Below are 18,910 nucleotides of genomic sequence, written 5' to 3'. Positions count from 1 at the left end.
CATGAAGCAGCGACGCGTGGCCATCGTCGGCGCCGGGCAGTCCGGCATGCAGCTCGCGCTCGGCCTGCAGCGCGCGGGGCACGAGGTGACGGTGTTCTCGAACCGCTCCGCGCGCGAGATTCTCGAAGGGCCGGTGATGTCCAGCCAGTGCATGTTCGAGACCGCGCTGCAGACCGAGCGCGAGCTGGAACTGGACTGGTGGGCCAACGAATGCCCCGCGATCGAGGGCATCGGCATCGCGGTGCGAAATCCCGAGGGCGGCAAGGCCATCGAATGGCGCGCGCGGCTCGACGGGCCCGCGCAGTCGGTCGACCAGCGGCTGAAGATCCCGGCGTGGATGGCCGAGTTCGAAAAGCGTGGCGGGCAACTGGTGCTCAAAGACGTGGGCCTCGGCGACCTGGAGACCTGCGCGCAGGCGCACGATCTCGTGGTCGTCGCGAGCGGCAAGGGCGAGATATCGAAACTCTTCGAACGTGACGAGGCGCGCTCCCCGTGCGACCAGCCGCAGCGCGCGCTGACGCTCACCTACGTGAAGGGCATGAAGCCGGCCGAACCGTATGCGCGCGTGTGCTTCAACCTGATTCCCGGCGTGGGCGAGTACTTCGTGTTCCCGGCACTGACCACGACGGGGCCCTGCGAGATCATGGTGTTCGAAGGCGTGCCCGGCGGGCCGATGGATTGCTGGGCGGACGTGAAGACGCCGCAAGAACACCTCGCACGCAGCAAATGGATCCTCGAGACCTTCCTGCCGTGGGAGGCCGAGCGCTGCACCCACATCGAACTGACCGACGACAACGGCATCCTCACCGGCCGCTTCACGCCGACGGTGCGCAGGCCTGTCGCAGCGCTGCCCTCGGGTCGCAAGGTGCTGGGCCTGGCCGATGCGGTGGTGCTCAACGATCCGATCACGGGGCAGGGCGCCAACAACGCGGCCAAGTGCGCCGACATCTACTTGAAGCGCATCCTCGAACACGGCGACGCGCCGTTCGACGCCGCATGGATGCAGGAGACCTTCGACCGCTACTGGGAAGGCTACGCCCGCTGGGCCACCGACTGGACGAACAGCCTGCTCGCGCCGCCGAAGCCGCACCTGCAGAAGCTGCTGCAGAGCGCGACCCACATGCCCGCGGTGGCGAGCACCATCGTCAATGGCTTCGACGACCCCCGCGTCTTCGCGCCCTGGTGGTTCGATGCCCCCGAAACCGACCGCTTTCTCGAAGCCCGGGCGCGCGAGGCGGCAGTGGATCGCTTCGACCGGCGCGACTTCCGCAAGGCGCTCGGGCAGTTCAGCACCGGCGTGACCGTCATCACCACCCGCGCCATCGACGGCCGCCGCGTGGGCATGACCGCCAATTCGTTCTCGTCGGTTTCGCTCGATCCGCCGCTGGTGCTGTGGAGCCTCGCGCGCCAGGCGCCGAGCGTGGCCGACTTCACCGGCGCGAGCCACTTCGCGATCAATGTGCTCGCGGCGAACCAGCATCACCTGTCGCGGCAGTTCTCGACGCCGCAGGCGGACAAGTTCGGCGGCGTCGACTGTTGCGAGGGCACGGCTGGCGTGCCGCTGCTCAACGGCGTCATCGCGCGCTTCACCTGTCGCAACGTGAAGCAGTACGACGGCGGCGACCATCTCATTTTCATCGGCGAGGTCGAGCGCTACGATCGCTTCGACGGCGAGCCGCTGGTCTTTCATTCAGGCTACTACCAGGTGACGACACGACACCCGGAATGCATGCAGTGAGCACGCGGCCCGCATCGCCACCCCACCTCACCCACGGAGCAGTTCACATGCAGCAAAAAATCCGCATCCAGGCCACCGACAGCAGCGGCAGTTTCAACGGCTACCTCGCATTGCCCAAAGCGGGCAGCGGCCCGGGCCTCGTGATCGCGCAGGAAATCTTCGGCATCAACCACACGATGCGCGAGGTGGCCGACTACTACGCGGAAGAAGGCTACGTCGTGCTGGTGCCCGACCTCTTCTGGCGCCAGGAGCCCGATGTGGAACTCGGCTACAGCGAGGCCGACTGGCAGCGCGCCTTCGCGCTCTACGGCGGTTTCGACGAGGCCAAGGGCATGGAAGACATGCAGGCCGCGATCACCGCGCTGCGCCAGCGGCCCGAGGTGCAAGAGAAAAAAGTCGGCGTGCTCGGCTTCTGCCTCGGCGGCAAGCTCGCGTACCTGGCCGCCTGCCGCACCGATGCGGATGTGGCTGTCGGCTACTACGGCGTGGGCATCGATGCCGCGCTCGACGAAGCCGACAGCATCAAGCGCCCGCTCACGCTGCATATCGCCGAGCTCGACAAGTTCTGCCCGCCCGAGGCGCGCGACCGCATCGTGAAGACGCTGTCGGGCCGCCCCGGCGTTTCGCTCTACGTGTACCCCGGCATGGACCACGCCTTCGCGCGCAATGGCGGCGAGCACTTCCACAAACCCTCGGCGCTGATGGCGCACGAACGCAGCATTGCGGCGCTCAAGGGCGCGATCGGTCCGAACTACGACCTCTCGGCGCTTTGGGACAAGCACTGCGAGTACGAATTCGGCACGCGCAATGTCGACGACACGATGGGCACCATGGTGGCCGAGCCGTATGTGAACCACATCCCGACCATGACGGGCGGCGTGGGCTACAAGGCGCTGCACGCGTTCTATACGAACCATTTCGTCAACAGCAACCCGCCCGACACCTCGCTGGTGCCGATCTCTCGCACCGTGGGCGCATCGCAGGTGGTCGACGAGATGCTGTTCTGCTTCACGCACACCACCGAGATCCCGTGGATGCTGCCCGGCGTGCCGCCGACCGGAAAGCGCGTGGAGATCCCGCTGCTCGCGGTCATCAAGTTCCGCGGCGACAAGCTCTACCACGAGCACATCTATTGGGACCAGGCGAGCGTGCTGGTGCAGGTCGGGCTGCTCGACCCCAAGCTGCTGCCGGTGGCAGGCGTGGAGACGGGGCGCAAGCTGCTCGATGAAACCTTGCCGTCGAACACCTTGATGCAGCCGAGAAGCTGAGGGCAGGGCGGCGCGCGCCCCTTGCCTCAGCTGCTCTGCCGCACCCTCAGCTCGAAGCCCAGGTCCACCGTGCGCTCGGCCACCGTCTCCGCGCGCATCAGCGACAGCAGCATGGTGGCCGCGCGCTCGCCGATCTCCCGGCGCGGGGTGTGCACGGTGGTCAGCGGCGGCAGCATCTGGTCGCTGCCGCCCAGGTCGTTGAAGCCGGCGATCGCCACGCGCTCGGGCACCGGCACGCCGGTGCGCAGCGCGGCGAGCAGGCCGCCCTGGGCGAGGTCGTCGTTGCAATAGAAGATGGCGTCCACGTCGGGGTGGCGCGCGAGCAGGTCCTCGAACTGCCGGCCACCCAGCGCCATGGAGGTGGGGCCGGGCACCAGCAGTTCGAGCGCCGGGTCGTGGCAGCTGGCCGCGCGCAGCGCCTCGCGATAGCCCTCCAGCCGCATCATCACGCGCGGGTCGAGTTGCCCGGCGGCATACGCGATGCGCCGACGGCCGCGCGCGAGCAGGTGCTGCACGATGGCGCGGCCCGCGTCCTGCTGCGAGAACCCCACGCTGTGGATGCCGGGCGCGGCCGAGGTTTCCATCAGGTACACGCAGGGCGCATCGCTGCGCTCGAGCATTCGCAAGGCCGCGGCGCTGCGGTCGAAGCCGGTGAGCAGCAGGCCCGCCGGCCGCTGCGAGAGGTAGCTGCGCAGCAGCGCCTCTTCCTGTGCCGGGTCGTAGTGGGTCACGCCGATGAGCGACTGGAAGCCGTGCGGCGAGAGCGCGTCCTGCACCGCCTCGAGCAGTTCCACGAAAAGCTGGTTGGTCAGCGACGGAATCAGCACCGCCACATGCGAACTGCGCGCCGAAGCCAGCGCGCGCGCCGCCACGTTGGGCACGTAGCCGAGCTGGTCGACCGCCGCCTGCACGCGGACCTGCAGGTCGGGCGACACGTTGCGCGCGCCGCGCAGGGCGCGCGACACCGTGATCGGGCTCACGCCTGACACGCGGGCCACGTCGTCGAGCGTCACGTGGCTGGAGGAACGGGAGCGTGGGCGCTCGGGGGCGTCGGGCATGGTCGATGTCTAAGGGTTATTACCAAGATTGGATCGGACAGCGCTGTCCTAGGATAGCGCTGTCCAGCCTCGTGCCGGTTCGGGAAAAACCCGAGCGCGCCAGAGCGCTGGTTTTTTTGGATTGTGAGGGATAGCGCTATCCCATTCATCGGCCCACCTTTGCAGCGGCCGGATATTCAGGAGACAACACATGTTCGGAATGAGCAAAGAGGTTTTCCTGCTCGTCGACGCCCTGGTGGCGATCCTCGGGCTGATCCTTCTGATCACGCGCTGGCGCGTGCACCCCTTCATCGCGCTGACCCTGGCCGCGGGCTTCCTCGGCCTGACCTCGGGCATGCCGGTGGACCTGGTGATGAAGTCCTTCCAGGACGGCTTCGGGGGCGTGCTCGGCTTCGTGGGCATCGTGCTCGGCCTGGGCACCATGCTCGGCAAGATGATGGCCGAGTCGGGCGGCGCCGACCGCATCGCGCGCACGCTGATCGACGCCTTCGGCAAGGAGCGCGTGCACTGGGCGATGATGTTCGCGGCCTTCCTGGTGGGCATTCCGCTGTTCTTCGAGATCGGCTTCGTGCTGCTCATTCCGCTGGTGTTCATCGTGGCGCGGCGCACCGGCGTGTCGCTGATCCGCATCGGCATTCCGCTGCTGGCGGGCCTGTCGGTGGTGCACGGCCTGGTGCCGCCGCACCCCGGGCCGCTCTTGGCCATCGGCGTGTTCGGCGCCGACATCGGCAAGACCATCTTCTACGGCCTGCTCGTCGGCCTGCCCACCGCGATGATCGCGGGACCGATCTTCGGCAAGTTCATCTCGAAGTACGTGCCGGGCGAGGCTTCGCCCGAGCTGCTGGAGCAGCTGGCGCGCGAACCCGAGGCGCGCGAGCTTCCGGGCTTCGGCATCACGCTGCTGACGGTGCTGCTGCCCGTGGGGCTGATGCTCCTGAAGACCTTCGCCGACGTGGCACTCGACGAAAAGAACATCGTGCGCCAGTGGATGGACTTCATCGGCCATCCGATCACCGCGCTGCTGGCGGCATTGCTGCTGTCGCTCTACACCTTCGGCTTTGCGCGCGGCTTCACCAGCAAGCAGATCATGAAGTTCGTGGACGACAGCCTGGCGCCCACCGCGGCCATCGTGCTGATCATCGGCGCGGGCGGCGGCTTCAAGCAGATGCTGGTGGCCAGCGGCGTGGGCAACGCAATCGGGCACATGGCGCTGAATGCGCAGGTCTCGCCGATCCTGCTGGCGTGGTTGGTGGCGGGGCTGATCCGCATCGCCACGGGTTCGGCCACGGTCGCCACCATCACGGGAGCGGGCATCGTCGCGCCGCTCGCCACCATGGTGCCGGGCGTGAACCGCGAGCTGCTGGTGCTGGCCACGGGCGCGGGGTCGCTGATCCTCTCGCACGTGAACGACGCGGGCTTCTGGCTGGTCAAGCAATACTTCAACATGACGGTGGCCGAGACCTTCAAGACCTGGACGGTGATGGAAACGCTGATCTCGGTCGTGGCCATCGTGTTCATCATGCTGCTGAGCATGGTCGTCTGAGGAGAATCCCCATGGGCCGCACCGTCATCGGCGTAGACATCGGAACCACCAGCACCAAGGCGGTGGCCTTCACGCCTGCCGGGCGCGTTCTGGCGCACGAGACGGTGGAGTACCCGCTGCTGCAGCCCGAGGCCGCGGCCGCCGAGCAGGACCCGGAGCAGATCTTCGAGGCCGTGCTGCAGACCATCGCGGGCTGCGTGAAGGCATGCAAGGCCGCGCCGGGCGACGTGCTCGCCGTGTCCTTCAGCGCGGCGATGCACAGCCTGATCCTGGTCGATGCCGCAGGCGCGCCGCTCACGCGCAGCATCACCTGGGCCGACCAGCGCGCCGCGCGCTGGGCCGAGCGCATCCGCGACGAATGGGACGGGCTCGCGATCTACCGCCGCACCGGCACGCCGATCCACCCGATGTCGCCGCTGGCCAAGCTGGTGTGGCTGCGCCATGAGCGCGCCGAGCTCTTCGCGAGTGCGGCGCGTTTCGTCGGCATCAAGGAGTACGTGTTCTTCCGGCTCTTCGGCCAGTGGCAGGTCGACCATTCGATCGCCTCGGCCACGGGGCTCTTCAACCTGGAGCGGCTCGACTGGGACGAGGGCGCGCTCGCGCTCGCCGGCGTGCGCGCCGACCAGTTGCCGCGCCCGGTGCCGACCACCTGGCACATCGAAGGCCTCGCGGCCGATGTCGCGGCGCAACTGGGGCTCGCGACCGACACGCCGTTCGTGATCGGCGCCAACGACGGCGTGCTCTCCAACCTCGGCGTGAACGCGGTGGCGCCCGGCGAGGTGGCCGTGACCATCGGCACCAGCGGCGCGATGCGCACCGTGGTTGACCATCCGATGACCGATCCCGAGGGCCGCACCTTCTGCTATGCGCTCGCCGAGCGGCGCTGGGTGGTGGGCGGACCGGTGAACAACGGCGGCATCATCCTGCGCTGGGTGCGCGACGAGTTCGCCTCGGCCGAGGCCGAGACCGCCAAGCGCCTGGGCATCGACACCTACGAGGTGCTCACGCGCATCGCCGAGCGCGTGTCGGCCGGCTCCGAAGGGCTGGTGTTCCACCCCTTCCTCACCGGCGAGCGCGCGCCGTACTGGAATGCGGACCTGCGCGGCTCCTTCTTCGGGCTGGGCATTCACCACCGCAAGGAGCACATGATCCGCGCGGTGCTCGAGGGCGTGATCTTCAACCTCTACAGCATCCTGCCGGCGGTCGAGTCGATCGCGGGCCGCAGCGCGCACATCAAGGCCACCGGCGGCTTCGCGCGCTCGGGCATGTGGCGCCAGATGATGGCCGACGTGTTCGACCGCGAGGTGGTGGTGCCCGAGAGCTTCGAGAGCTCGTGCCTCGGCGCCGCGGTGCTCGGGCTCTACGCGCTGGGCCATGTCGATTCGCTCGACGTGGTCGCGGGCATGGTCGGCGCCACGCACCGCCACACGCCCAACGCCAAGAACGCTGCGCTCTACCGGCAGCTGCTGCCGGTGTACCTCTCGCTGCCGCGCAAGCTCGGCGAGGAGTATCGGCTGCTCGCTGCATTCCAGCAGCAGACGGCCATGCCGCCGCCGGCTCGCGAGAGCTGACGCCATTCGACCTGTTGTTGCCCGTTGGAGATCTGGTCTTGCTGAACACGATGCCGCCGGCCTCCGCCTCCCGATCGCATGCGTCCGCAGCGCGCCCGTACACCACCGCGCGCGTCCGCCCGCTCGATGCGCGGCGCGGCGCAACATCCGAGCCCGCCGTGCCTGCGCTGGCGGAGACCCGGATCACCATCCACTGCGAAACCTCAGCCGCGACCTCGGTGCGCGGCAACGATGCGAACTGCCTGCATGAGCACGAGCTGCACCTGATCGGCGCCGCGCCGGCGCGCCTGCGCGTGGGCAGCGGCATCGACGAGGAAACCCATCGCTTCGCGCCCGGCACCGTGGTGCTGCTGGGCCCGCGGCTGCCGCGCAGCCTGGCGTTCGAGCACCGTCCGCTGCATGGCACGGGCAATGCCGGCAGCCTGGTGCTGCGCTTCGGCGACGAGCCGCTGCGCCGCGGCATGGAACTGTTTCCCGAACTGCGCGATGCGGCGCCGCTGCTGGCGCGCTCGCGCCAGGGCGTGCAGTTCGTGGGACTGAACGAAGGCATCGTCTCGCGGCTGCGGCGCATCGAGATGCTGCAAGGCCTCGCGCGCTTCGCGGAATTCACCGTGCTGCTCAACGAGCTCTCGCAATGGTCCGAATACCGGCTGCTGGCCGATGCCGCGTTCACCGACGATTCGCTGGGCGAGCCCGGGGCCGCGACGCGCATCCACAAGGCGCTCGACCACATCCGCGACAACTACGTGGAGGAGCTCTCGCTCGCCGAGGTCGGCGCGGTCGTCGGCATGCGCGAGAACGCTTTCTCGCGCAGTTTCCGCCGCGCGACCGGCCAGACCTTCACCGATTTCGTGATCGGGCTGCGCGTGGCGCGCGCCTGCCGCCTGCTGGCCTCCACGCGCCAGCAGGTGAGCAGCATCTGCTATGAGGTGGGCTTCAACAACATCTCGAACTTCAACCGGCACTTCCGGCGCATCAAGGGCATGACGCCGGGTGAATTTCGCGCAAAGACTCAGAGACCCAGTGCCTTCGCCACGCCTGCGCCGTAGGCCGGATCGGCCTTGGTGCAGTTGTCGATGTGGCGGCGCTTGATGAACTCGGGCGCATCGCCCATCGCGCGCGCCGTGTTCTCGAACAACGCCTGCTGCTGCTCGGGCTTCATCAGCCGGAACAGGTCGCCGGGCTGCTTGTAGTAGTCGGCATCGTCCTCGCGGAAGTTCCAGAAGTCGGCATCGCCGCGCAGCTTGAGCGGCGGCTCTCGGTAGTCGGGCTGCTCCTGCCACTGGCCGAAGCTGTTGGGCTCGTAGTGCAGCGTGCCGCCGTAGTTGCCGTCCACGCGCATCGTGCCGTCGCGGTGGTTGCTGTGCACCGGGCAGCGCGCGGCGTTCACCGGGATCTGGTGGTGGTTCACGCCCAGGCGGTAGCGCTGCGCGTCCGAGTACGCAAAGAGGCGCGCCTGCAGCATCTTGTCCGGCGAGACGCTGATGCCCGGCACCAGGTTGTTCGGCGCGAAGGCGCTCTGCTCGACGTCGGCGAAGAAGTTCTCGGGGTTGCGGTTCAGCTCCATCACGCCCACCTCGATCAGCGGGTAGTCCTTCTTGGGCCAGACCTTGGTCAGGTCGAAGGGGTGGTAGGGCACCTTCTCGGCGTCGGCTTCGGCCATCACCTGCACGTAGAGCGTCCACTTGGGGAAGTCGCCGCGGCCGATCGAGTCGAACAGGTCGCGCTGGTGGCTCTCGCGATCGCCGCCCACGAGCGCCGAGGCTTCGGCATCGGTGAGGTTCTTGATGCCCTGCTGCGTCTTGAAGTGGAACTTGACCCAGAAGCGCTCGTTCTGCGCATTGACGAAGCTGTAGGTGTGCGAGCCGAAGCCGTGCATGTGGCGGTAGCTGGCCGGAATGCCGCGGTCGCTCATCACGATGGTCACCTGGTGCAGCGCCTCGGGCAGCAGCGTCCAGAAGTCCCAGTTGTTGGTGGCGCTGCGCATGTTGGTCTTGGGATCGCGCTTCACGGCCTTGTTCAGGTCCGGGAACTTGCGCGGGTCGCGCAGGAAGAAGACGGGCGTGTTGTTGCCCACCAGGTCCCAGTTGCCTTCCTCCGTGTAGAACTTCAGTGCAAAGCCGCGGATGTCGCGCTCGGCATCGGCCGCGCCGCGTTCGCCGGCCACGGTGGTGAAGCGGGCGAACATTTCGGTCTTCTTGCCCACGGCCGAGAAGAGTTTGGCGCGCGTGTATTTCGTGATGTCGTGCGTGACGGTGAAGGTGCCGAAGGCGCCCGAGCCCTTGGCGTGCATGCGGCGCTCGGGAATGATCTCGCGGTTCAGGTTGGCCAGCTTCTCGAGCAGCCACACGTCCTGCATCAGGACGGGGCCGCGGGGGCCGGCGGTGAGGCTGTTCTGGTTGTCGACCACGGGCGCGCCGAAGGCGGTGGTCAGCGGAGTCTTCTTCGGGGTATCGGATGGGTTGGTCATGGAGCGTTCTCGTGGGTGGGGAGAGGGACGCGCGGTCTTGTTGTCTGGTCGCCGGCGCAACGAAGCGCATGATGCCATTTCCCGCCATCTTTCGGGCAACGGCGCGGCGCATGCCCAGTGGTCAGACTTTCGTGTCGTGGCCGCGCCGACGGCGTTCGGCACGGGTGCGCTCCAGCGTGGCCTGGCTCCTTCCGGCGGCCGCTTCGCATTTCTCGTGAAGCGCGATCAGCTCGCGGTCGGTGAGCTTCTCGATGCCCATGAATTCGTCCTGGGCGTTGGACGACCGGATCAGTTCGTCGAGCTTCGTCTGCAGCGCCACGCCGTCGCGGTTCTGGGTGTTCTGAATCAGGAACACCATGAGGAAGGTCACGATGGTGGTGCCGGTGTTGATGACCAGCTGCCAGGTTTCCGAGAAGCCGAAGAACGGCCCGGCCACAGCCCATGCAACGACCACAGCCACGCAGACCAGGAAGGTGAACGGGCTGCCCGCGATACGCGCGGTCTTGTTGGCGAACAAGGCGAACAGGTGATCCATGAATGACAGTGCTCCTTCTTGCGCCGAAGGTGCCCGCGGCCGTGCCTGGCGTGTGTCGTCCGGCGCCGCGAGCGGGTCTTCATGAAGATGCTGTGAATGCGTCGGCGAGAGCCCAGTGTCAGGGTCTGCGTTTGTATCTAGAGAATATATGAAGCGTATATACTTTGTGTATATTCCATATTGAGGCTGCCGATGGGCATCGTAAAGATTTCAGACCTGATGCACGAGAACCTGCGGGTGGCGGGCAACGCCCTCAGCCGGTCCATCAACTCGCAGGCCGAGCACTGGATGCGGGTCGGCATGCTGACCGAGATGCACCCGGAACTGGACTACCGGGAAGTCTGCCAACTGCTGATACAGGCCGAACTCGCGGGAGGGCTGGACATCGCCGCCGCCGTCACGGCCCAGCCCGGCAAGCCCCGCTCACCCTCGGCTGGAAAACGCTGATGGCGCGCGACATCGTCATCAAGTCCACCGAGGACATCGAGATGGCGCGGCGGGCCGGCCAACTCGCCGCGGAGGTGCTCGCCATGATCGAGCCGCACGTCGTGCCGGGCGTGAGCACGGAAGCGCTCGACCGCATCTGCCACGACCACATCGTGAATGTCCAGGGCGCCATTCCAGCCAACGTGGGGTACCAGGGGTATCCGAAGACCATCCTCACCTCCGTCAACCAAGTTGTTTGCCACGGCATTCCTTCGCCCGACAAGATCCTGAAGAAGGGCGACATCGTCAACATCGATGTCGCCGTCATCAAGGATGGCTGGTTCGGCGACACCAGCCGCATGTACTTCGTGGGCGCCCCGAGCGTGCTGGCGCGGCGGCTGGTGGAGACGACCTACGAGGCCATGCTGGCCGGCATCCATGCGGTCAGGCCTGGCGCGACGCTGGGCGATGTCGGCCATGCGATCCAGTCGGTGGCGCAACGGGAGCATTTCAGCGTGGTGCGCGAATACTGCGGGCACGGCATCGGCCGGGTCTACCACGAGGACCTGCAGGTGCTGCACTACGGGCGGCGCGGAGAAGGAATTCGATTGGAGCCGGGAATGGTCTTTACCATCGAGCCGATGCTCAACGCAGGCCAACGCGAAACTCGCCAACTGCCCGACGGGTGGACCGTCGTGACGAAGGACAGGTCCCTGTCCGCCCAGTGGGAACACATGGTGGCCGTGACGCCCGAGGGATATGACGTGCTGACGACGTGGCCGGGAGGCACGGGGACTTACGCGCCGGTTTGACGCTCGGCGCGGGCGAGGTGCGCGGCACCCGCAAGCGCCTGCGCCCCCAAGTCTCACGCCTTCGACAACCGCCGCCGTGCCTTGACTGCCGAAGCCAGTCCCTCGAGCACCGGCACCGTCTGCGCAAACCCGATGCACGCATCGGTGATCGACACGCCGTGCTTCAGCGCGACACCCGGCTTCAGGTCTTGCCGGCCTTCCTCGAGATGGCTCTCGATCATGAGGCCCGTGATGCGCCGTTCGCCGCCCGCGATCTGCGCCGCCACGTCCTCGGCCACCACGATCTGCCGCTGGTGCTGCTTGCTGCTGTTGCCGTGCGAGACATCGATCATCACCTGCGGCCGCAGGCCATTCGCCAGCAGTGCCTGGCAGCTCGACTCGACATCCGCGGCCGAATAGTTGGGCGCCTTGCCGCCGCGCAGGATCACATGGCAGTCGTCGTTGCCGCGCGTCTCGAAGATCGCGGCCATGCCCATCTTGGTCATGCCCATGAAGGCATGCGGCGCGCGGGCCGCGAGGATGGCGTCGGCCGCCACCTTGACGCTGCCGTCCGTGCCGTTCTTGAAGCCGACCGGGCAGCTCAGGCCCGATGCGAGCTGCCGATGGCTCTGGCTCTCGGTGGTGCGCGCGCCGATGGCGCCCCAGGCGATCAGGTCGGCAATGAACTGCGGGCTCAAGAGGTCGAGGAACTCGGTGCCGGTCGGCAGGCCCAGCGTGGTCAGCTCGAGCAGCAAGCGCCGCGCGCGCTCCAGCCCTTCGTTGATCGCGAAACTGCCGTCCAGGTGCGGGTCGTTGATGTAGCCCTTCCAGCCGACGGTGGTGCGCGGCTTCTCGAAGTAGGCGCGCATCACGATCAGCAGGTCGTCCTGCAGCGAATCGGCAACCTTCTTTAGGCGCTGCGCGTATTCGATGGCTTGGTCGTGGTCATGGATGGAGCAGGGGCCGACCACGACGATCAGCCGGTCGTCGCGGCCGTGCAGCACGTTGGCGATCGCCGCGCGGCTGCTTTCGACCAGCGCCAGCGTGTTGTCGCGCACGGGCACGCGCTCCTGCAGCAGCGCAGGGGTGATGAGCGGGCGAACGGCGCCGATGCGCACGTCGTCGATCCGGGTGGTGTCGAGCGTGCTGTCGCGGGAGCCGATTTCGGCGTCGTGGAGGGGGTCGTCGAGGCGGGGCATGGTCGTGGGTTCGATTTCGGATGGAGCTTCCCCGATTGTCCGTCCGAAGGCGTTCACCCGGCCGTCCCGCCCTCGAAGCCGTGGAAGACCGTGAACGCTTCCACCGGCTCCCTCGGCATCGCAAGACGGTGCAGTGCCGCATCCGTCTGCGCGTAGCCCAGCGACATGCCGCACACCACCGTCTGCCCCGCGGGCAGTTGCAGGCATTCGCGGATGACCGGTTCGTGCCGCACGAAAGACACCTGCGGGCAGGTGTCGAGTCCGCGCGCTTTGGCCGCGAGCATGAAGGTCTGCAGGAACATGCCGTAGTCGGCCCAGCTGTGCGGCATCAGCCGCTCGTCGATCGTGAAGATGAGGCCGATGGGCGCATCGAAGAACAGGTAGTTCCGCCCCGTCTGCGTGTAGCGCGCGGTCGCATCCGCGCGATCGATGCCCAGCGTCGTGTAGTAGCGCGTGCCGAAATCCGATTGCCGCGACTTGCACGGCGCGGGCAGCTCGTCCGGGAAGTGCCGGGAGGCGGGGAGATCGTCGCGCTCGTGCGAGCGCAGCAGCGCCTCGCTGAAGCGGCGCTTGGCATTTCCTTCGAGCACATGCACCGACCAGGGCTGCGTGTTCGAGTTGCTCGGTGCACAGCGCGCGACCTCCAGGATTTCCACGACCAGCGCCTTGGGAACCGGCGTGGGCAGGAAGGCGCGAACCGCCGCGCGCGAGCGGATGACCTCGTCGACGACGTCTCGCGCTGCGCTGTCCGTAGGGGGAGCTTTCATCATGGCGCGATGCTCGCACGCAGGTGCGCGGCTGCCCATTGAAACTTGCACAGCATGGGTATGCACGGCATCGGATTTGGGTGGGTTACCCCTTGGGCGCGCCGCGCGATCCGCCCTCGCCATGTGTGGATTCCGCGAGTTCCGTGAGCTGTTCCCTCAGCCAGACATGGGCCGGATCGTGCTCGTGCCGCCGGTGCCATATCGCGCGCAGACTCACGTTCGCCACCTCGTAGGGCAAGGGCTTGGCGTGCAGGTCGCCACGGCTGGCGAAGGCCTGTGCGAGCGGCGCCGGCACGATGGAGAGCATGTCGCTGTCCAGCAGGAGCTCGGGCACGGCGAGCGAGTGCGGCACGGTGACGCGGTAGCGCGGACGCTGGCCGATGGCGGCGAGCGCATCTTCCAGCGCCTGCCGGTCGAACATCTCGGACTGGCGCGCCAGCCCGCGCTCGACGATGTAGCCGCTCACCGCGCCTTCCTCCTGCCCGCCGAGCGAAACGGTCACCAGCGGAAATTCCGCCAGGTCGTCGACGCGCAGTCGGCGCCGGCGCAGCGGATGGCCCTTGCGCATGACGAGCACGTCCTCCTGCGTCCACACGGGACCGCTCTGGAAGCGCGGCGGCACCTCCGCGAAGATGCCGATCGCGAGGTCGATGCGGCCCACGTCGATCTGCTCGGCCAGGTCCAGCCGCGTGGACGGGCGCACGACAAGGTCCACCGCCGGCGCGATGGCGCTCACGCGACGGCTGAGGCCGACCAGCAGCACCGACGTCACGTAGTCGTTCGCGGCCAGCACGAAGGTGCGCGCGGCGGTCGCGGGATCGAAGGGCCGCACGCCCAGCGTGTCGTGGATGCTGCGCAGGGCCTCGCGCAGTGGCGCGGCCATTGCCAGCGCGCGCGCAGTGGGCTCCATGCCGCGGGCCGTGCGGATGAACAGCTCGTCCTGCAACGCCTCGCGCAGGCGCGCCAGCGCATGGCTGATCGCGGACTGGCTCAGGTGCAGGCGCTTGCCCGCGCGCAGGAGGTTCTGGTCCTCGAAGACGGCATCGAAGACGCGCAGCAGGTTGAGGTCCATGCGGTTCGGATTCACTGCTGCCATCTTTTTCTCCTCATGTTGCACGCGCTGCATTGTCGTGTTGCAGATTGATCGCTTCCAGTGGTGGATGCACGGTGGCACCGTTCGTCCCATGCGTTCCTGGCGGGACATTCAACTGGAGCTTTCAATGGTGCATCACATTTCAAGGCGGTCTTTCGCAACGCGCGCTGCGTGTCTCGTGCCGGGCGCGGTGCTGTGGCCGGCGCTGTCTTTTGCGCAGACCGATGCAGCCGTGGGACGGCTCGTCGTGGGCTATCCGCCCGGCGGCACGCTCGACCAGACCGCGCGTCGTCTCACCGAATCGTGGCGCACGCAAGGCCGGCCGTACCTCGTGGACAACCGGCCCGGCGCCGCCGGACGCATCGCCAACGCGCAGCTCAAGCGCGAGAAGCCGGACGGCAGCGTGCTGCTGTGCACGCACACCTCCGCCATGACGATCTATCCACACGTCTACGCCAACCTCGCGTACGACCCAGCGAAGGATTTCAAGCCCGTCGCCTTGCTCGCCTCCGCGACCTGCGTGCTGGCCGTGAGCAGCGCCGTGCCGCCCGAAGTGAAGACGCTGGCCGACTACGTGCGCTGGCTCAAGCGTACCGAGACCGGGCGCACCTACGCATCGCCCGCTGCGGGCTCGCTCGCACAGTTCCTGGGCTACCGCTTTTCGCAGGCGGCCGGCGTGCCGCTCACGCATGTGGCCTATCGCGGCTCCGCGCCCGCGGTGCAGGACCTGCTGGGCGGACAGATTCCCGCCTACATCGGCTTCGTGGGCGACTTTCTCCAGTACCTCGAGAGCGGCAAGCTGCGCCTGCTGGCCGCGAGCAGCGAACGCCGCTCGCGCTTTCTGAAGAACGTTCCGACCTTCGCGGAGCAGGGCTTCGACAGCGTGACCGGGCTCGAGAGCTACGGCGTCTACGCGCCCGCCGCGACGCCGGAGAAAACCGTGGCGGCGCTCGCCGAAGCCACGCAAACCGCATCGCGCGACAGCACGCTGATTGCCGGCCTGTCGCAGATCGGTCTGGAAGCCGCCTATCTCGGGCCGGCCGACTGCGCACGCCTCATCTCTACCGAAAGGGAGCGATGGAAGCCGGTGGTCGCGGCCTCCGGCTTCAGGGCCGACGAGTAAAGCAAGAAGAACTCTCAAAGCAAAAGCAAAAGCAAAAGGAAAAGCAACCCATGACCGACCAGGAAAAACTGATCGAGACCAGCCTCCCGTTTCTCGCGGAAATCCAGAACATGACCACGGGGACCGAGGTGGAGCAATGGCTCAACGCCACGTATCCACCCGGCTCGCCGCTCTACGACGCGCTGGCCGCGCTGGTGAAGGCCGGCGTGCGCGACGGATGGGCGGCCAACGTCGAGATCCAGGGGCGCACGTACCGGCGCGCGCGGTTGTGCGACCCGTCGGCGCGCACGTTCAACTTCAGCATCACCGCGGTCTACATGGACAGCACGGACAACACCCAGGGCAATCCCGAAGAGAGCTTTCGCGGCGACTATCACGCGCACCCCTACGGCGAATTCAACATGGTGGTGCCGCTGAACGACGGCGCCGCGCTGGCGGGGCCGAACGGGTGGTGCTACGGCGGATGGACCGCGCCCGCGCCGGGGAGCCATCACTATCCGGAAGCGAAGGGCGGCGCGGTCATCGCGCTGTTCTATCTGCCGGCGGGTCGGATCTCCTACGACATTCAGGCGCCGGGGATGAAGGCCCACTGAGCCTTAGCGGCGTGCGGCTACCATCCGGCGTTTTCCACCAACGCCGGCACGGGTTGCCGGCTCGCACCGCCCATGTCCAACGCAACGCCGCTCGGTGTCACCGAGGAACAGATCGCAGCTGCCGAAGCCGAGCTGGGCATTCGATTTCCCGACAGGCTTAGGGAAGTGTGGAAGACCTACAACTGCAACGAGCTGCCGGGTGGCTGGCGCGTCTATCCGGTCTTCGATCCAGCCAATCCGCGAAAGACGGCTGGCAGCATCACCTACGAAAACCTGCGAGGTGCGTGGGGCCGTCATGTGATGACGCTCGGGTTGATCTCCATCGCGAGCAACGGCACCGGCAACCAGCTGGTGTTGAAGGTCGATGAAGGACAGGCCGGGGCCGAGATCTTCTTCTGGCAGCACGACACGCAGAAGCTCAAAGCCTGGAAGCCCGGCTTCGACAGCATCGCCGGCCGTGCCGCCAAGGCGCGCGACAACGTGCAGCGGCTGCGGCAAACCTTCGGCACGCGCGAGCGCTGATCTTCAGCGCAGCACCAGCACCGGGATGTGCGAGTGCGTGAGCACATGCAGCGTCTCGCTGCCCATGAGCAGGCGCGCAAGGCTGCGGCGGCCGTGCGAGGCCATCACGATGAGGTCACACTCCTGGTTCTTCGCGGTCGCGACGATGGCCTCGGCGACCTGGTTCGACTTCATGACGATGGCCTGCGCATTGCGAACGCCCTTGTCCAGCGCGGTGGCGGCCACCCTGTCGACGATGCGTTGCGCGGCCTGATTCGTCTGCTCCTGCGTGGCTTCGATGTCACGCTGGCTCAGCATCATTGAGCCTTCGAAGTAGCCGAAGGGCTCGATGTGCGCGACGTTGACGGCCACCAGTTCCGCGCCGCTCAGCACGGCCAGGTCGATGGCGGCGATAACCGCCTGTTCCGACAGCGCAGAGCCGTCGGTTGCGACAAGAACACGCTTGTACATGGCAGGCTCCTTGGCCCCCGGCACCGCGGGTGCCCTCGCAGTTCAGTCTAGTTCGCGGGTCCGGGCCTTCAAGCGGGGCGCGTGGGCTGTCGCCTCTAAAACGAGATGCTGTTCAGCCGCCGCGCTTGGGCCAGTGGTGGCGCGTGCCGCCTGCGCGGCGGTCGGCCTTTTCCGGCACCACGCCCAGCGCACTCAATTCGGTGCCACGCACCTCAAGGTGCCGCAGGCACTGCAGAAAGATCTCGATGTGCGCGGCATCGATGCCGTCGAGCAGTTCGGTGTTGAGGCTCGCGATGCGCGGAAACAACTCGCCGAAGAGTTGCCGGCCCGAAGGGCTCAGGCGCACATGCACTTCGCGGCGGTCCTCGGCGTCCTGGCGGCGCTCCACCAGTTTCTTCTCGGTGAGGCTGCGCAGGCCCCGCGAGGTGCGCACACGGTCCAGGTCGAGCCGCTCTGCGAGCGCCGAGGGCGTGATCTCGCCGACTTCCGCGAGCGTGCCGATCATTCCCCACTCGCGGCGCGTGATGCCGAAGCCGCCTTCGACCATGCGGGTCGCCATGCCGCTGCCGGCGCGCGCTGCGCGAGAGAGCCGGTACAGGAGCAGATCGTCCAGGGAACGGGGAGCGCGCAAGGCGTCCGCATCGGGAAAGGCGGGCATGGAAATGACAAGGGGTTGTGGCTGCGCCGCTGCGGCGGCCGATGATGGATTAGATCAACTATTTGTTACCTCCGTATAAATGAAGTAACAAAACCGGCCGATCGCCGGCAGCAGGAAATCCCATGCCCATTCTCTTTTCCCGGCGACGACTCGCCGCCTTGTGCGCCTGCGCCCTTGCCGTGTGCGGCGCCGTCGTCCCCGCCCATGCGCAGAACCTGGAGGGGCCTCTCACGCTCGTCGTCGGCTATGCGCCCGGTGGCAGCACCGACCGCATGGCGCGGCTCATCGCCGAGCGGCTGAGCCCGAAGATCGGTGTGCCCGTGACGGTCGAGAACCGTCCCGGCGAAGGCGGCCGGCTGGCGGCCAAGCAGATCAAGCGCGCGACCGCCGCCGAGAACATCCTGATGCTCGGCAACCCGGCGGTGATGGTGATCGCGCCGCTCGTGATCAAGGACGCGGGCTACGACCCCGACAAGGACTTCGTGCCGGTCTCCCAGGTCAGCAGCTACGACTTCGCGCTGGCCGTGGGCAACAAGCTGCAGCTCGACCGCGCGATGTTCCTGGTGGGCCGTCTCTGGGCGCACCCGGAAGAAGCGATCTTCGGCGTGCCGGCCACCGGCAGCCTGCCGCACTTCTTCGGGCTCATGGTGGGCGATGCGCTGAGCGTGCAGCCGCAGATCAAGGGCTACGGCGGCTCCGCGCCGCTCGCGGCGGACCTGAGCGGCGGTTCGCTGCCGATCGCGATCGACACGCTCGACTCGCTCTATGCACAGCACGTGGCCGGCAAGATCCGCATCCTGGCGGTATCGGGCAAGAAGCGCGCGAGCTTCGCGCCCTCGGTGCCGACCTTTCGCGAGGCCGGCATGAAGATCGATGCCGATGGCTGGAACACCTTCTTCGCGCCGAGCTCGATGCCGCAACCCAAGGTGCAACTGCTGGCCACGAAGATCCGCGAAGTCATGCAGGACCCGGGTCTGCAGAAGGCGGCCGACGCGCTCTACATCACGCCGGTCGTGAGCACCGCCGCGGAGACCGCGCAGATGCTCAAGGCCTACCGCCAGCAATGGGAGCCGGTAGTGCGTCGCTCCGGCTTCGCGCCCTGATG

Annotated in this window: 19 protein-coding genes and 1 pseudogene; 12 read left to right on the top strand and 8 right to left on the bottom strand. The window is 67.4% G+C overall.

Annotation, left to right across the window (positions count from 1 at the left end; genetic code table 11):
- Nucleotide 1: 1 nt before the first annotated feature.
- The 3 genes and pseudogenes from GNX71_RS33780 to GNX71_RS27000 form a co-directional block, all read left to right on the top strand.
- Nucleotides 2–1,219: pseudogene (locus tag GNX71_RS33780) on the top strand (styrene monooxygenase/indole monooxygenase family protein); the annotation flags it as partial.
- Nucleotides 1,220–1,240: 21 nt separating this feature from the next.
- Nucleotides 1,241–1,738, top strand: a complete 498-nt coding sequence (locus GNX71_RS33610) for a flavin reductase family protein (protein ID WP_241027351.1) — start codon at nt 1,241–1,243, stop codon at nt 1,736–1,738.
- Nucleotides 1,739–1,785: 47 nt separating this feature from the next.
- Nucleotides 1,786–3,006, top strand: coding sequence for a dienelactone hydrolase family protein (locus tag GNX71_RS27000; protein WP_206175263.1), 1,221 nt, complete (start codon nt 1,786–1,788; stop codon nt 3,004–3,006).
- A gap of 26 nt (nt 3,007–3,032) precedes the next feature.
- On the opposite strand, the gene GNX71_RS26995 is transcribed toward GNX71_RS27000, so the two are convergent.
- Nucleotides 3,033–4,064 (bottom strand): LacI family DNA-binding transcriptional regulator, encoded by a 1,032-nt coding sequence (locus tag GNX71_RS26995; protein WP_206175262.1) that lies wholly within the window; start codon nt 4,062–4,064, stop codon nt 3,033–3,035.
- Nucleotides 4,065–4,254: 190 nt separating this feature from the next.
- On the opposite strand from GNX71_RS26995, the gene GNX71_RS26990 reads away from it, so the two are divergent.
- From GNX71_RS26990 to GNX71_RS26980, 3 genes are read left to right on the top strand one after another with little or no spacing between them, the layout of a single operon-like run.
- Nucleotides 4,255–5,607, top strand: coding sequence for a GntP family permease (locus GNX71_RS26990; protein WP_206175261.1), 1,353 nt, complete (start codon nt 4,255–4,257; stop codon nt 5,605–5,607).
- A gap of 11 nt (nt 5,608–5,618) precedes the next feature.
- A complete protein-coding gene (gene gntK, locus GNX71_RS26985) occupies nt 5,619–7,178 on the top strand; it encodes a gluconokinase (RefSeq protein WP_206175260.1) in 1,560 nt (519 codons plus the stop codon).
- A gap of 38 nt (nt 7,179–7,216) precedes the next feature.
- A complete protein-coding gene (locus GNX71_RS26980) occupies nt 7,217–8,227 on the top strand; it encodes an AraC family transcriptional regulator (protein ID WP_241027063.1) in 1,011 nt (336 codons plus the stop codon).
- On the opposite strand, the gene GNX71_RS26975 is transcribed toward GNX71_RS26980, so the two are convergent.
- Both GNX71_RS26975 and GNX71_RS26970 read right to left on the bottom strand, forming a co-directional pair.
- Complete coding sequence (locus tag GNX71_RS26975) at nt 8,191–9,648, bottom strand: catalase (protein ID WP_206175259.1); 1,458 nt, start codon at nt 9,646–9,648, stop codon at nt 8,191–8,193. The genes GNX71_RS26980 and GNX71_RS26975 overlap by 37 nt on opposite strands.
- Before the next feature lie 121 nt (nt 9,649–9,769).
- The gene (locus GNX71_RS26970; RefSeq protein ID WP_206175258.1) at nt 9,770–10,183 is read right to left on the bottom strand and encodes a low affinity iron permease family protein; all 414 of its coding nucleotides are present in this window, start codon (nt 10,181–10,183) and stop codon (nt 9,770–9,772) included.
- A gap of 192 nt (nt 10,184–10,375) precedes the next feature.
- On the opposite strand from GNX71_RS26970, the gene GNX71_RS26965 reads away from it, so the two are divergent.
- Both GNX71_RS26965 and map read left to right on the top strand, forming a co-directional pair.
- Nucleotides 10,376–10,630, top strand: coding sequence for a ParD-like family protein (locus GNX71_RS26965; RefSeq protein WP_206175257.1), 255 nt, complete (start codon nt 10,376–10,378; stop codon nt 10,628–10,630).
- Nucleotides 10,630–11,421: a type I methionyl aminopeptidase gene (gene map / locus GNX71_RS26960; RefSeq protein WP_206175256.1), complete on the top strand. Its 792-nt coding sequence runs from the start codon at nt 10,630–10,632 to the stop codon at nt 11,419–11,421. The genes GNX71_RS26965 and map overlap by 1 nt, the downstream gene beginning before the upstream one ends.
- A gap of 53 nt (nt 11,422–11,474) precedes the next feature.
- Here the strand turns inward: map and GNX71_RS26955 are convergent, their stop codons facing one another.
- The 3 genes from GNX71_RS26955 to GNX71_RS26945 all read right to left on the bottom strand — a co-directional run bounded on the left by GNX71_RS26955 (nt 11,475) and on the right by GNX71_RS26945 (nt 14,462).
- A complete protein-coding gene (locus GNX71_RS26955; protein ID WP_241027062.1) occupies nt 11,475–12,599 on the bottom strand; it encodes a 3-deoxy-7-phosphoheptulonate synthase in 1,125 nt (374 codons plus the stop codon).
- A gap of 53 nt (nt 12,600–12,652) precedes the next feature.
- Nucleotides 12,653–13,369 carry a nitroreductase gene (locus tag GNX71_RS26950; RefSeq protein ID WP_206175255.1) on the bottom strand — a complete coding sequence of 239 codons (717 nt, stop codon included), beginning with the start codon at nt 13,367–13,369 and terminating at the stop codon, nt 12,653–12,655.
- Nucleotides 13,370–13,451: 82 nt separating this feature from the next.
- Entirely contained in the window at nt 13,452–14,462 is a 1,011-nt protein-coding gene (locus GNX71_RS26945; protein WP_206175254.1) for a LysR substrate-binding domain-containing protein, read from the bottom strand.
- 124 nt (nt 14,463–14,586) lie between these two features.
- Between GNX71_RS26945 and GNX71_RS26940 the strand changes: the two genes are divergently transcribed.
- The 3 genes from GNX71_RS26940 (at nt 14,587) to GNX71_RS26930 (ending at nt 16,697) form a co-directional block, all read left to right on the top strand.
- Nucleotides 14,587–15,582 carry a tripartite tricarboxylate transporter substrate-binding protein gene (locus GNX71_RS26940; protein WP_206175253.1) on the top strand — a complete coding sequence of 332 codons (996 nt, stop codon included), beginning with the start codon at nt 14,587–14,589 and terminating at the stop codon, nt 15,580–15,582.
- A gap of 50 nt (nt 15,583–15,632) precedes the next feature.
- Complete coding sequence (locus tag GNX71_RS26935; protein WP_206175252.1) at nt 15,633–16,175, top strand: DUF4863 family protein; 543 nt, start codon at nt 15,633–15,635, stop codon at nt 16,173–16,175.
- Nucleotides 16,176–16,247: 72 nt separating this feature from the next.
- Nucleotides 16,248–16,697, top strand: coding sequence for an SMI1/KNR4 family protein (locus tag GNX71_RS26930; RefSeq protein WP_206175251.1), 450 nt, complete (start codon nt 16,248–16,250; stop codon nt 16,695–16,697).
- A gap of 3 nt (nt 16,698–16,700) precedes the next feature.
- Here GNX71_RS26930 and GNX71_RS26925 read toward each other — a convergent pair whose 3' ends face one another.
- Nucleotides 16,701–17,147, bottom strand: coding sequence for a universal stress protein (locus GNX71_RS26925; protein WP_206175250.1), 447 nt, complete (start codon nt 17,145–17,147; stop codon nt 16,701–16,703).
- A gap of 112 nt (nt 17,148–17,259) precedes the next feature.
- A complete protein-coding gene (locus GNX71_RS26920; RefSeq protein ID WP_206175249.1) occupies nt 17,260–17,805 on the bottom strand; it encodes a MarR family transcriptional regulator in 546 nt (181 codons plus the stop codon).
- A gap of 122 nt (nt 17,806–17,927) precedes the next feature.
- On the opposite strand from GNX71_RS26920, the gene GNX71_RS26915 reads away from it, so the two are divergent.
- Nucleotides 17,928–18,908: a tripartite tricarboxylate transporter substrate-binding protein gene (locus tag GNX71_RS26915; RefSeq protein WP_206175248.1), complete on the top strand. Its 981-nt coding sequence runs from the start codon at nt 17,928–17,930 to the stop codon at nt 18,906–18,908.
- Nucleotides 18,909–18,910: the final 2 nt, after the last annotated feature.

It is taken from the genome of Variovorax sp. RKNM96 (assembly GCF_017161115.1).
Classification (GTDB): Bacteria; Pseudomonadota; Gammaproteobacteria; order Burkholderiales; family Burkholderiaceae_C; genus Variovorax.
The sequence above is the reverse complement of the archived record's forward strand: the minus strand, read 5'-3'. Positions and strand labels throughout refer to the sequence as shown.

Excerpts from the sequence above, each read along its gene's own strand:
- GNX71_RS27000 (WP_206175263.1), top strand. The coding sequence starts at position 1,786 with ATGCAGCAAAAAATCCGCATCCAGGCCACCGACAGCAGCGGCAGTTTC.
- GNX71_RS26995 (WP_206175262.1), bottom strand. The coding sequence starts at position 4,064 with ATGCCCGACGCCCCCGAGCGCCCACGCTCCCGTTCCTCCAGCCACGTG.
- GNX71_RS26990 (WP_206175261.1), top strand. The coding sequence starts at position 4,255 with ATGTTCGGAATGAGCAAAGAGGTTTTCCTGCTCGTCGACGCCCTGGTG.
- gntK (WP_206175260.1), top strand. The coding sequence starts at position 5,619 with ATGGGCCGCACCGTCATCGGCGTAGACATCGGAACCACCAGCACCAAG.
- GNX71_RS26975 (WP_206175259.1), bottom strand. The coding sequence starts at position 9,648 with ATGACCAACCCATCCGATACCCCGAAGAAGACTCCGCTGACCACCGCC.
- GNX71_RS26970 (WP_206175258.1), bottom strand. The coding sequence starts at position 10,183 with ATGGATCACCTGTTCGCCTTGTTCGCCAACAAGACCGCGCGTATCGCG.
- GNX71_RS26965 (WP_206175257.1), top strand. The coding sequence starts at position 10,376 with ATGGGCATCGTAAAGATTTCAGACCTGATGCACGAGAACCTGCGGGTG.
- map (WP_206175256.1), top strand. The coding sequence starts at position 10,630 with ATGGCGCGCGACATCGTCATCAAGTCCACCGAGGACATCGAGATGGCG.
- GNX71_RS26955 (WP_241027062.1), bottom strand. The coding sequence starts at position 12,599 with ATGCCCCGCCTCGACGACCCCCTCCACGACGCCGAAATCGGCTCCCGC.
- GNX71_RS26950 (WP_206175255.1), bottom strand. The coding sequence starts at position 13,369 with ATGATGAAAGCTCCCCCTACGGACAGCGCAGCGCGAGACGTCGTCGAC.
- GNX71_RS26945 (WP_206175254.1), bottom strand. The coding sequence starts at position 14,462 with ATGGCAGCAGTGAATCCGAACCGCATGGACCTCAACCTGCTGCGCGTC.
- GNX71_RS26940 (WP_206175253.1), top strand. The coding sequence starts at position 14,587 with ATGGTGCATCACATTTCAAGGCGGTCTTTCGCAACGCGCGCTGCGTGT.
- GNX71_RS26935 (WP_206175252.1), top strand. The coding sequence starts at position 15,633 with ATGACCGACCAGGAAAAACTGATCGAGACCAGCCTCCCGTTTCTCGCG.
- GNX71_RS26930 (WP_206175251.1), top strand. The coding sequence starts at position 16,248 with ATGTCCAACGCAACGCCGCTCGGTGTCACCGAGGAACAGATCGCAGCT.
- GNX71_RS26925 (WP_206175250.1), bottom strand. The coding sequence starts at position 17,147 with ATGTACAAGCGTGTTCTTGTCGCAACCGACGGCTCTGCGCTGTCGGAA.
- GNX71_RS26920 (WP_206175249.1), bottom strand. The coding sequence starts at position 17,805 with ATGCCCGCCTTTCCCGATGCGGACGCCTTGCGCGCTCCCCGTTCCCTG.
- GNX71_RS26915 (WP_206175248.1), top strand. The coding sequence starts at position 17,928 with ATGCCCATTCTCTTTTCCCGGCGACGACTCGCCGCCTTGTGCGCCTGC.